Annotated in this window: 12 protein-coding genes and 1 riboswitch; of the genes, 3 read left to right on the forward strand and 9 right to left on the reverse strand. The window is 62.8% G+C overall.

Annotated features, from left to right (window positions below; translation table 11 throughout):
* Window positions 1-72 precede the first annotated feature (72 nt).
* Window positions 73-951, forward strand: coding sequence for a DNA-binding transcriptional regulator (locus tag ASU23_RS30015; RefSeq protein ID WP_058039320.1), 879 nt, complete (start codon window positions 73-75; stop codon window positions 949-951).
* Here the strand turns inward: ASU23_RS30015 and ASU23_RS30020 are convergent.
* From ASU23_RS30020 to ASU23_RS30055, 8 genes are all read right to left on the reverse strand, one after another.
* Window positions 930-1,544 (reverse strand): hypothetical protein, encoded by a 615-nt coding sequence (locus ASU23_RS30020; RefSeq protein WP_058039285.1) that lies wholly within the window; start codon window positions 1,542-1,544, stop codon window positions 930-932. The two genes, ASU23_RS30015 and ASU23_RS30020, sit on opposite strands and share 22 nt — an antisense overlap.
* 210 nt (window positions 1,545-1,754) lie before the next feature.
* Window positions 1,755-3,080, reverse strand: a complete 1,326-nt coding sequence (locus ASU23_RS30025) for an aminotransferase class V-fold PLP-dependent enzyme (protein WP_003941108.1) — start codon at window positions 3,078-3,080, stop codon at window positions 1,755-1,757.
* Window positions 3,081-3,133: 53 nt separating this feature from the next.
* Window positions 3,134-3,248: riboswitch (SAM riboswitch) on the reverse strand.
* Between the two features lie 60 nt (window positions 3,249-3,308).
* Window positions 3,309-4,844, reverse strand: coding sequence for a CdaR family transcriptional regulator (locus ASU23_RS30030; RefSeq protein ID WP_054187864.1), 1,536 nt, complete (start codon window positions 4,842-4,844; stop codon window positions 3,309-3,311).
* Complete coding sequence (locus ASU23_RS30035) at window positions 4,841-5,899, reverse strand: DUF917 domain-containing protein (protein ID WP_058039286.1); 1,059 nt, start codon at window positions 5,897-5,899, stop codon at window positions 4,841-4,843. The genes ASU23_RS30030 and ASU23_RS30035 overlap by 4 nt, the downstream gene beginning before the upstream one ends.
* Window positions 5,900-5,905: 6 nt before the next feature.
* On the reverse strand, window positions 5,906-7,015 hold the full coding sequence (locus ASU23_RS30040) for a DUF917 domain-containing protein (protein WP_058039287.1): 1,110 nt from the start codon (window positions 7,013-7,015) through the stop codon (window positions 5,906-5,908).
* Window positions 7,012-8,592: a hydantoinase/oxoprolinase N-terminal domain-containing protein gene (locus ASU23_RS30045; RefSeq protein ID WP_058039288.1), complete on the reverse strand. Its 1,581-nt coding sequence runs from the start codon at window positions 8,590-8,592 to the stop codon at window positions 7,012-7,014. The genes ASU23_RS30040 and ASU23_RS30045 overlap by 4 nt, the downstream gene beginning before the upstream one ends.
* Before the next feature lie 30 nt (window positions 8,593-8,622).
* The gene (locus ASU23_RS30050) at window positions 8,623-9,990 is read right to left on the reverse strand and encodes a cytosine permease (RefSeq protein WP_007727143.1); all 1,368 of its coding nucleotides are present in this window, start codon (window positions 9,988-9,990) and stop codon (window positions 8,623-8,625) included.
* Window positions 9,991-10,141: 151 nt separating this feature from the next.
* Window positions 10,142-10,873 (reverse strand): SDR family oxidoreductase, encoded by a 732-nt coding sequence (locus tag ASU23_RS30055; RefSeq protein WP_054828021.1) that lies wholly within the window; start codon window positions 10,871-10,873, stop codon window positions 10,142-10,144.
* 244 nt (window positions 10,874-11,117) lie between these two features.
* Between ASU23_RS30055 and ASU23_RS34400 the strand changes: the two genes are divergently transcribed.
* Entirely contained in the window at window positions 11,118-11,258 is a 141-nt protein-coding gene (locus ASU23_RS34400) for a hypothetical protein (protein WP_003941170.1), read from the forward strand.
* Here ASU23_RS34400 and ASU23_RS30060 read toward each other — a convergent pair.
* Entirely contained in the window at window positions 11,246-11,572 is a 327-nt protein-coding gene (locus tag ASU23_RS30060; RefSeq protein ID WP_058039289.1) for a hypothetical protein, read from the reverse strand. The genes ASU23_RS34400 and ASU23_RS30060 overlap by 13 nt on opposite strands.
* Before the next feature lie 141 nt (window positions 11,573-11,713).
* Between ASU23_RS30060 and ASU23_RS30065 the strand changes: the two genes are divergently transcribed.
* Window positions 11,714-12,016: a ribosomal protein L7/L12 gene (locus ASU23_RS30065; RefSeq protein WP_232329970.1), complete on the forward strand. Its 303-nt coding sequence runs from the start codon at window positions 11,714-11,716 to the stop codon at window positions 12,014-12,016.

Here is a 12,016-nt window from a genome sequence, read left to right on the forward strand (position 1 = left end):
CGAATTTGAAACGATCGTATTGCATTCGATAGTACAGTTGTGGGCGAAGATGTCGAGAAGCGAGGAAAGGACATGGCGATGACCGACAGGGACGTCGATGTACCCACGAGGATCTTGATCGAGGGACTACTGCGCACGGACGGAACTGTCGACGGACGCACCCTCTATGCCACCGCCGACGCCCTCGGCAAAACTGATCAACAGGTTCGGCTGTGCATCAAGCGGTTGGTCACCGAGGGGAAGTTCACTCAGGAAGGTCGCGGGCGGCAGGCCACGCTACGAGCAACGCCGAAAGCCCTGCGCGAGATGGAACCCGACGTCGAATTCGTTCGGCTGGCCTATCGACAAGACCGCGACACTGTGACGCCGTGGGACGGGTACTGGCACCTGGCCGGATTCGCAATTCCGGAGTCGTCACGGAAAGGGCGAGATGCGCTGCGCACCAAGGTCGTTTACCTCGGCGGCGCGCTCGTCCAGGGCGGTCTGTACGTCTCGCCGCACGCCTGGGAACCGTATATTCGCGATGCGGCCGCCGAACTCGACGTCGAACAGCACCTGTCTTCTCTCACCACTCGAGATCTGAAAGTGGGCACTCTCGAAGACCCCGTGAAGATTGCCGCGCAGTTGTGGCCACTGGACCAGATCGCTGACGGATACGAACGGCTACTCGACGTAGCGACCGCACGCCTGCACAAACTGCAGAACAGTCCGGGTACCGATGCTGTCACGATGACCATCGAACTCGCGGCGGAATTCACGCGAGCCATGGAACCGGATCCGCTGTTGCCGCCGGAACTACTGCCCACCAACTGGATCGGCACGAGGGCTCGGTCGATCACTGCGCAGTGCTGGACGCTTCTGGCACAGGTGGACGGTGCCGACGAATTACCGTCGCTGTTCCACCTGTACGCAGATGCAATCGGTGACGATCAGGATGCAAGCGTGCGCTGACGGGGCGGCAGTCCGAAACGCCCGAGAACCTCGTCGACTGCGGTGGACGGTGTGACAAGTCCGCGATCCTGAAGCCACGGAATGGTGCTGTCCACCAGATGCTCGAGCGATCGAGGCAATGCGAGAGGCAGCAACGTAACGCCGTCGGCGACCTCCGCAGCTCGGATATCGGCGATCAAACTGCCGAGACCGGAAGGCGTTCCGACGTAATGAAGCGAAACGGGAACCCGCGGCGAGGTCAACGCGCTGTCCAACTGCGCAAGCTCCTTACGAGCGGAGCGAGCCTCCGGCGCGATCAGAATCTCGAGATCGACCAGCACTGCGACGCTGTCGGGATCGCGTCCTTCTTCGGCGACGGCAGCGCGTATACGTGCGCGTTCGAGCTGTGCCTCACGCAGATCCGCAGCGCGAATCCGAACCACATTGGTAGGGAATGAAGCCAAATCGAGAGCCTTTTCACCCTCGGTGAGGTCCACCCAGTAGTCGCCGCCGATGATGGGCAGGTTGCCGGGTGCGCCCTCAGCGGCCGGATGGTGACCGAATCCGGTCAACTCGACCGCTACGTGCAGAGAATGCGAAGCGAGTGAAGACATGTGAGACCTCCGAAAATCAGAAAAGTATGGGATGAGCGAGACGAATCGTCAGCTCGAACACATTCCTGAAGAGGTGCGGCACAGATCGACATGGCGACGGCACCACTGACCGAGAGTGATGCTCACTCTCGAAGGGGTGGCGGGAAAATCCGCTGGTGCCATGGCTGCCATGCTAGTTGTCCGTTCGAGTTTTCGGGGACCGAGCTCAGCTCAGACGCACTCGGCTGCGCCGGCATTGTCGTCTGCGGCTCCGAGGAAGGGGCGGGTCTCGGGCACAGGGTTCCACGCACCTGCCGTCTTCGCGTACTTCCAATCACGCTGATTCGAAACCAGGATGTTCACGGCGTCGACCAACCGCGTCACGTCGTCCGAGCTGCTACCGAGGCCGAGGCTGGCGCGAACTGCACCGCCGGAGAGGCCGAGGCGCGCGAGAACCGGATGTGCGCAGAAGCGACCGTCGCGAACTCCGATGCCGTGCTCGGCGGAGAGGAATGCGGCGATCTCGCCCGCTTCGAATCCGTCAACGGTGAAGGTGACGATTCCGACGGCGTCAGGAGCGTCGTTCCACAGTCGCACGAGTGAGACGCCCTCGATGGCGGACAAGCCGTCAGTGAGCTGGGCGGTGAGCGCCTTCTCATGCTCGGCGATCACGTCGAAGTCCAGGGCGTGCAGGGTTTCGCAGGCGGTCGCGATGGCAGCCGCACCGAGCACGTTGGGGGAACCCGCCTCGTGGCGTGCGGGCGCGCAAGCCCACTCGGTGGATTCGATGGTCACCTCACGCACGGCGCCGCCGCCGGCGAGGTACGGCTGAGCTTCGTCGAGCCAGTCACGGCGGCCGACGAGAACGCCGGCGCCGAAGGGCGCGTACAGCTTGTGGCCCGAGAACGCTACGTAGTCGACGCCGCATTCCTGCAGGTCGATGCGACGGTGGGGAGCCAACTGAGCAGCGTCGACGAGGATACGTGCGCCGCAACGGTGAGCGATGTCAGCCAAACGTGCAATCGGCAGGATCTCACCGGTCACGTTGGAGGCCCCGGTGATTGCGAGCAGCGCGGCAGGCTTGGTGCACAGTTCACCGATCAGACGCTCGATCGTTTCTTCGATGGTGTCTGCGGCGGTGACGATACGAGCGTCGTTCCACGGCAACAGGTTTGCGTGATGCTCGACGTCGAGGACGACGGTGCTGCCGGGGACGCACTGCGCAAGCAGGTTCAGCGAATCGGTGGTGTTCCGGGTGAAGACGACAACCTGATCGTCGGCACAGTTCACGAAACGAGCAACGGATTCACGAGCGTTCTCGTAGGTGAGCGTGGAGATCCGGGACGCGTAGCCGGCACCGCGGTGGACGCTGGCGTATGTCGGCAGCAACTCGGCGATACGGTCGGTGACCTGGGCCAATGCCGGCGCACTCGCGGCGTAGTCGAAGTTGGCGTAGGAGCATTCGCCACCCTGAACCAATGGAACCTGCAGGTCGGCACCCGAAACCTTGGCAATCGCGGTGGTGCAGCAGGTGTCGGCACTCAATACAGCAGTCATCGAAGACAATCCTCACGTTCAAGGACTCGTTCGTCGGGAGATGGCCCCGGAAGAGTCCGCGCTTGCCGCATTCGTTTTCGAACGCAGCCGGGTCGTCACCCGGAGCACCCCACCGCGGAGGAGGGTTGCCGACCAGCAAGCCGGGGCTGAACACTGGTACTCGTGACCTGGCAACGAGGATGGCAGGAACCTCCCGTGCTTGTCAAGACGAAGCCGCGAAGATCTCCGTCAGGGCGCGATGGTCCGGCAAGCAAGGTGGAGCGCGAGTCTCGTTTCCGGATCTGCGAGATCCACCGAGAGAAGGCGCTGAATTCTATCGATCCGACTCGATACGGTGTTGCGGTGCAACCCCATTCGGGTTGCGGTGTGAGCCAGAGACGATTCTTCGTCGAGGTACGTCGACAGAGTCTCGAGCAACTCTCCATTGGAATCGCGTAGCGGTGCGAGCAATGCTGCGGCCGCAGGCTGGAAGGTGTCGGTTCGCGTCCACGCCAGCAGCAACTGCGCCAGCCCGAGGCGGTCCACGTGCAGGAATCGACCTGTTTGAGATCGGGAACCGGCGAGCCGAGCGGCATCCCCGGCCTCCGACAGGGACGAACCGATTCCGGCCGGACCGTCGTGTGCGCGTCCCACACCTACCCAGGTCTCCATCGTGGGTTCCAACCTGGCCTGAGCTGCACGGATGCACTCGGCGATCCTGGTGATCGCCTCCGGTCGCGGCTCGCCTGGCAGAGTCGTCCACGCCGCCCAGCCGTCAGCCTGTTCCACGACATTGGCGTCGATTCCCTCGGCGGCGAGAGCATCTGCAACCTCGCTGCGTCTTGCCACCAGGTCGACCTCACCGACCGCCAGGACTTTGATGCCGATGTGCCATCCGTCCAGCATCCAACCCGCGTCGAGTGCGCGCCGGAGCAGTCCGGGTGTGGCGTCTGCTGACGTGTCGATCAGTTCACCGAGCAACGCGCTACGCCGGCGCGCTTCACGCTCGTCGACCATGCGCGCAACGGCCAGTCGGTGCCCGGCAGCCAACGAGGCCACGTCGAGAACCACTGAGAGAGAAGCCTCTTCGACGCTTTGACGCACCGGGAGTAGCACCGCCAGCCAGGGCTCTCGGGCTGCGCCGGACATCACCGGGCACGCAATCAGGACCCCGCCGGAGTCCAATTCGACCGTGGTGGGCGCCCCGCGACCCGACAACATACCGGCGGCTGCTCGATCAGTGTCTGACAACAGGTCGGCGCCGGTCATCGGACGTCCGGACGAGTCCAGGAGAAAGAATGAACGCTGAAAAGTGTTCAGTAGCACCGACAGAAGATTCTCGACGCTTCCTCCGGCTCGTTGGCCCGCGTGTGTCGCCCGCAGTACTGCGTCGGCCATCACCGCCCGCGAATTCGAGAGAAGATCACGAAGATCCACGCTGAACTGCCACGGGTCGGATACTCCGAGCACCACCAGTCCGAGCCGATCGGCAAGCAACGAGAGATTCGCATCCTCCGCCGCAGTGCTGTGCACAGCGACCACCTGGCAGCCGGTCGCCGCTGTGCGCCGAAGGAGAGCGTCGAATCTCCACTCCCCGATGTCGATTCGATCGAGAATCACCAGAACTGATCCTGAACTCGCCGCATCCGACACGGCCTCGGCCGACTGTGCCGATTCCCCGGTGAGTGCTCCCACTGTCGTCACGACGGGATCACCCTCCCCGGCCAGTCGATACAGCCCGACAAAGGCCGGGTTGTTCAGCAACGCCGAAACACTCGCGCTCATCGCGCCTCCATCAGCACTGCGTCGTGGTCGATCCCGAATGCCCGCGGGCCGACAACTTTCAATCTGCCCACTTCTTCCGCCCACCACTGTGGACCGGGAAGAACCAACACGGCCACATCGTGCCCCTGGTGCACGGATTCACACGAGACGAAGGCGCCGGTCCGCACGTCGAGCAACGTCACGATGTCCGGGCACGTTGCAATCATCTCGCCGTCCAACGCGACGGTCAGGAACTCACTCTCGAATTCGACTCGTATCACCGCAGAACCGTGCTCGAGAATCACGCTGCCCCGACGATCTCCGGTGTCCGGACGACTACGACGCACCGCACGCACCCGGCCTGCCCCCAGTACTCGAGCCCCGGAGCTTTCCGCGATCTGCCGCCAGCTGCCCAGTGCCCCGATGTGCTGACCCAGTTCGTGCGCCCGAGACAGAGTTCCCGGAATGCACGCCTCCTGCACCGTCCGCGCATCGATCGACGCGATCGCCAGAGCACCCCAACCGCTGGTTCTCCCGATCAACGACCGCACTGCTACCTCGGCGCCGAGCACATCCACTCCGTCGACGACGGTAATGAGGCCGCCGGGCTGGGCGAGTGTGACCGGGCACAATTCCAACCCGGCTGCGGCGAGAGAGAAGTGATCGAGCCGCGGCATCGCTCGACCCAGCAGGTCCGCGTCGACCACGGGAATTCCCAACGCCAACGCCGCAGCAATGCCGGAGAGAGCGTTGAGTCCACCGCCTTCGAAAGTCATCACCGCGGTCGGACGCTTCCCGGTCCAGCGCGTCAAAGCTGCTGCAGTATCTGCAAACTCACGCCCGGAGGGCAATTGCTCCTCCAAGGCCAGGGCCGATCCGACGATTCCCACCGGCATCACCAATGCCTCCTCCGGCAACTGGTCCGGCGCGATGACCTCCACCGAAGTAGACGTCATCAGTGGACGCAGCAATTCCACGAACAAGCGTGGATCGCCGCCCCCGCCGCAGCCCAGGACCACCGCCCCCGCTGCGATCGCGTCGAGGTCGGCCTCCCGGACCGCGTGCAGCCTGCTCACGGCTCGCTATTCTGCCAGTACAGGTTGCTCGAGTGTCTCCACCGGCAGGAACGGGCGATCGAGCCCGAAGCTAGCCGGGCCGAAGACCGCCAGTGCCTCCGGGGTTCTCATGATGGGTGGGGTCGCGATCCCGATGACCGCAACGCGCTGCCCGTACCGCAAGCCCTCGGTGGTGACGGGTTCGGCGGTATCGGCCTCGACGATGCAGATCAGGTCTGGCACGATCGCCACCATCACTCCGGATTGGACGGCGATCAGATTTTCGTTCTGGAACTGAACTTCCAGCTCTTCGTCTCCGACGCCGGCGATCCGCACCGAACCCCGAGCGAACCCCTCATCGGTTCGCCGGTCGACATCGATCACCTTGCCGTGAAAGAGAACTCGCCCGTATCCGTAGAGCGTGTCGGCGAGACTGTCGACAAGCGCCTGCACCGGGTCCACCCGCTGCTCACGTGAAAGTCTGATGGACCGGCCGATGGTCATGGCCAACGACAGAGTCCGTGGGATCGCCGTCCGCTTCACATCTGCACCCGTCATCGAGTACTGCGCGATGTGCGCCATCCCACCGAACCTCGACGTCACCCCGCGGGCGAGGCCCTCCAATCTGCTGTTGTCACTTCCGGTGTCGAAGATCGCCACCTCGTCGTGCTCGTTCGCCATGGCGAGCGGACTCGCCGAAATCCCGTACACCGAGAAGGTTTCCATCTCGAGCTGAGGAAAGGCTCGTCCCATCCCGTCGGCGTCGACAACCGGCAGGCCGCGCCGTGCGGCCACCAGCAACGGAATCATCGAATTGATTCCGCCGCACTCCATCGGCATCGTGGCATCTGCAGTTCGACCCGTGTGCTTCTCCAACGTGATCAGCGCCAGCTCGGGTTCGGTTCCGCGCGGCATCTTTTCGACCACGACGGTCGGGGCACCCATCTGCGCGACGGGAATCACCCACGCGTCGTCGTCAAGCTCCTCCGGATCGAGAATTGTGATTTCACCGGCCTCACCGAGCGCCTGCGTGACCAACATCTTGCCGACGAACGGATCTCCCCCGCCGCCGGTGCCCAACAAGGCTGCGCCCCTGGCGAGGTCGTCGAGATCCGCCGTTCGTAGTGTCCAACTCATCGTGAGCCCTCCTGACCGGTGGAGACCAAACCACTGTGCAGTGCCAAGTCACCGACTGCCTTCACTCGAATACGTGTTGCGTTGCCCGGCAGATACGGAATCGGGACCTCGTCGAACTCCACGATCTGCACCGACTCGGGCCGTGCGCCTGCGGCGACTGCCCGATCGATCGCCTCCTGGCGAGCATCGTCGGCAAAAACCTGCCGGTGCCCGTCCCGCACCGCTTCGACTCGATCTACCTCACCACTGACCTGCGCGATCGCAGCGCCGATCGCATTGGCAACATCGAAGCGCTCAGGACGAATCACCGTTCCCAGGCCCGGGAGTTCACGCTCCAGCAGTACCGATCCCCCGCCAACCGCCACAACGGGAAGTGGATCCGACGTGGTCCGCATCTGTTCCACGGCGTCGGCGACTCGGCGCGAGATCCGGTCGAGTGCCGTCGACACCAGGCCGCGGTCGAGGTGCGCCACCGCACTGCGATCTCCGACGTCGACCAAGCCTGCCGCGACGGCTATGTCGGTGGCCGTCAACGTGTCACCGCCGAATACGAGTGCCCGTGAACCCAATTCGTATCCCACAGATTCGGGTCCGACTGTGAGTCCGTCTGCATCCACCACCGAACCACCACCGATACCGATCGAGAAGACGTCCGGCATACGGAAATTGGTCCGTACCCCCGCGACCGTCACCTCCGTGGTGGCTTCTCTGGGGAAACCGTTGGTCAATACGCCCACGTCGGTAGTGGTGCCCCCGATGTCGATCACCGCACAGCTGGCCAGACCGGACAGAACAGCGGCGCCTCGCATGGAGTTGGTCGGCCCCGAAGCGAAAGTCGCCACCGGATAACGCCTCGCGTACTCGATGTCCATCAAGGTTCCGTCGTTCTGGCTCAGGTACAGCGGCGCGACAATGCCGTGCTCGACCAAAGATCGGGCAAGACCGTCGACGATGTGATCGGCGAGCTCGCGCAGCGCAGCATTGATGATGGTCGCGTTCTCCCGCTGGAGTAGACCCACTCGACCGATCTCGTGCGAGAGCGAAATTGCGACGTCCGGGCCGAGTTCCTCACGCACGATCTCCGCGGCGGCCGCTTCGCATTCGAGATTGACCGGAGAGAACACCGAAGATATTGCGACCGAACGAGTACCGCTGCGAGCCATATCGGCGGCATGGCGGCGAATCTCGTCGGGGTCCAGCGGCGAGATACGACGACCGTCGAACTCGTGCCCACCGTGAGCGAGGTAGTGCCTTCCTTGCACAGCGGAGACCAGGTCTCGCGGCCACCCCACCATCGGCGGAAGCGCGGCGGTCGCCGGAAGCCCCAATCGCAGAGCCGCTGTCGGTGCAAGTCCGCGTTGCTCGATGAGAGCGTTGAGAAAGTGCGTCGTGCCGATCATCACTGCTTGAACAGCGCTGGGAGAGAACGAGTACTGCTGCTGCAGCGCCGCCAGAGCTCCGCCGATTCCGCCGGTGATGTCCTTGCTGGTCGAGTGTTTGACATGCCCGATGACGGTGGTCCCGTCCATCAGGACCGCATCGGTGTTCGTACCACCGACGTCGATTCCGATTCGCATCGCGAACTCCCTTCTACAGTGTGTGCCGTGCTAGTGCGTGAGCGCAGATTTTCCCGAAGTCTCTTGCGGCGCTTCGGTTGCGGTGCGTCCGACTCCGCGAATCAGGCCGAGTCGACCCGCGACGACGTAGAGAACGAAGGCCGAGGCCACCGCGTTGATCGACGGCAGGCCGAAGGTGCTGTAATGACCGATCAGCGCCGAGACGATCCAGATCACCAGCGTGGCCGGTACCCAAGTGGGTGCCGAGTTCGGGAGGGTACCCGCAGCTCGACTCTCCTCCAGATCCTTGCGCCATGTCTTGACGATGAAGTATTCCGCCACCATGATCCCGGCGATCGGCGGGAATCCGACGCCCAACAGGATCAGGAAGTCGGTGAACGAGTTCAGGATTCCGGCAGCCGCGAGGACCGAACCGGTGATGCCGACAACTGCTGTGACAACTGCGCGATTGATCCGTCGACCGAACACGACGTCGATGAAGTTCACGACGCCGAGCCCCGAGCTGTACAGGTTCCAGTCGTTGATCTTGAAGGTGCCGAGAACGATGATCAGAACGCCGACCCAACCGACCGACGAGAGAATGATCGTGGCGATGTCGGAACTGCGAACGGCATGGGCAAGGAGAACACCGGTCAGCCCGATCACGTATTCGCCCAACGTTATTCCGACGAGCGTCTGCTTCACGACATCGCCTGCCGTGCGGTTGAAGCGCGTCATGTCAGGTGTGATCACTGCTCCGGCAATGAAACCGCCTGCGACGATGGTAGTTCCGGCGAGGAAGCTGAGCTCCGGCCCGGCTGGAGCAGATGTCATCAGATCTGACAGCGAGTGATTACGCAGTTCGGCGATGACGGCCCAACCGACCAGGATCAGGAACAGCGGAACGGTGATATTGGCGATCAGTTGCATGGATCCGAACCCGCGAAGGACTATCGCGGTGATCAGGAGACCGAAGGCCAAAGCCCACGCCCACTGCGGCAGAAACGGCATGATTCCGTGCAAACCTGATGCAGAGACAGCAGATTGAATGCCGAACCAACCGATCAGGCTGACCCCGATCACCAAACCGATCACCGCGGAACCTGCGTGCCCGAATCCACACCAGCGTGCGACCACCGATGTGTTGAGCCCTTCACGAACCCCGATGATGCCGATGAAAATACAGACGACCTCGAGAATCACCGCCCCGACTGTCAATGCCCAGAAGGCATTCCAGAACGTCATACCGTAGCCGAGCGTCGCACCGAGCAAGAACTGTGCGAGTGCCGATACCTGACCGAATCGCTGTACTGCCACCGAGAACCACGAATATCGTGCTTCGTCGGGAACGCGGGTGAGCGCGTAGTCGTCACCGTCGGACACTTCACCGCCGGCGGCGGTCGTTGACGTGTTTTTCATGACGGACTCCTCGAATAGTTGGGAAGTGTTCTCGGAGAAGACGGTACGAATGTGGCCAGGGTCACGCCTATGGGCGAATTGGCGTTTCTTCGTGTTACGACAATGCATTTCGCACAGTCGTCATTTCACACAGTCGCCAAATGGCACGGGTCTAACGCAACGCGTATCCGCCGTCGGGGTACAGCGTGGAACCCGTTGTGTACGTGTTGGTGAAGAGATAGAACACCGCTTGTGCAATCTCGTCTTCGTTCCCGACGCGGCCGAGCACGTTGTTCTCGGCGCTCCAGGTGAACGCGGCCTCCCGAACCTCCGCCGGGCGCTGAGCCCACAGATGCCCGTCGATGGTTCCGGGAGCGACAGTGTTGACGCGGATCGGCGACAGTTCGACCGCCAGCCCCCGCCCGAGCCCCTCGATTGCCGCGTTGGCTGCAACGTATGCCGCGGCAGCTGCGGGTGGCCGCACACTGGCAGCGCCGGACATGAGGACCACCGATGCGGTGGGTGTCAGCTTGTCGAGCGCAGCGTGCACGACGCGGTACTGCCCCCAGAACTTGGAGGTGAACGGCGACGCCGCTTCCTCGACGCTCTGTTCACGGAACGAGCCGACCTGGTAATCGGCAGCCGTGGTGAAGAGAGCATCGACGCTGGGGATGTTGGTGAAGAACTCTTTCACCGAGTCGTCGTCGGAGGTGTCGACGGTGAACCAGTGCGCAGCCTCACCCAGCTGCGCGGCCGCTGCTTCGAGCTTGGATGCGGTTCGGCCACCGAGAACTACCTGCGCGCCGGCGTCGACGGCAAGCTGCGCCACTCGCAGCCCGATGCCTGTTCCGCCGCCGATCAGTACGACGGTCTTGCCTGAGAGAGGAGAAGGTGTCGTTGTCATGCAGCGACTGTAGGGCTCACCGAATTGTCCCGACATGTGCAGAACGCACAGATTTCACTACGGAACAGTGCTAAGTATCGAGACTTAGCTGGTAGAGGACACCGCCCCCGGGGATCTCGCTTGACGACGTTTGCTGCGTCGAAACTGCCTTCACATGTACTCCTCCTTCGAGTTCGCTTGTAACAAAACAACTCCCACGACCGAAAATGTCGGTGAACCACAACAGCGAAGGGAAGTAACGACTATGGGATCAGCAGACGTCATGGCCTGGCTCGCCGAGGGTTACCTCGCCGGCGATCCGATTCGCTATCCGCTCTACGTCGGATCGATGTTCCTCGCGATGCCGTTCCAACTGATCGGCGTAATTCTGGGTCACCCCTTCTGAATCGTCACATCAGGCCAGGGCGGTCGACGTAGAACTGCCAGGGTTGCGATCACCGCGGCCGCCAGCCCGATGAACTCCCCCATCAAAGCCGCCCTGGTGTGATCGACGGCCGGTGACCACGACGGCTCACCCTCGTGGATCGAGAACACTCCCACTGGCACCGGTATCGGGTCGCCCCGCCACCGCCGGTGTAGACGCGAAACCGTGATGATCGTCGATCCGTCGCTGGTCTGGTGCGGTTCTCCGAAGATCATCGAGGTCCCGGAATCCGCCCGAAGTCGCTCCACCGCATCACGAATCTCCATGATCTCCATCGTCGCACCGAAACAGCAGCCCTGTGCGAGTATCGATCGATGGCCGAGTGGTGGAATCCGAGCAGGCGCGTCGAGCGATGGTGGCAGACGATTGGCCTCGTCCTGCTCGTAGTCGTAATCGGTCCGAGCACCATCCATACAGTGACCACGGAACCGACAACCGGTAATTGGGTTCGCCTGGCAATCTGGCTTTTCGCGACGGCCGGATTTGCCTACGGCACCGTCCAAGCCTGGCGAAACAGGAACAAACCTCAGTCGGTGTGGTGGGAAGGGACGACTGCCCCCACCGAAATACCCGCCGACGACGTCCGTAGCGCACTCGCGTCGACTGACGACCGTATTCCGGCAATCAAGGCACTACGCGAACTGCATCCGGGCTTGGGTCTGAAGGATGCGATGGATCTGATCGACGCTCAGCGGGGCGAACAGGGCCCGCATCACTGA

The sequence above is a fragment of the Rhodococcus sp. KB6 genome (genome assembly GCF_001445685.1).
Taxonomy (GTDB): domain Bacteria; phylum Actinomycetota; class Actinomycetes; order Mycobacteriales; family Mycobacteriaceae; genus Rhodococcus_F; species Rhodococcus_F qingshengii.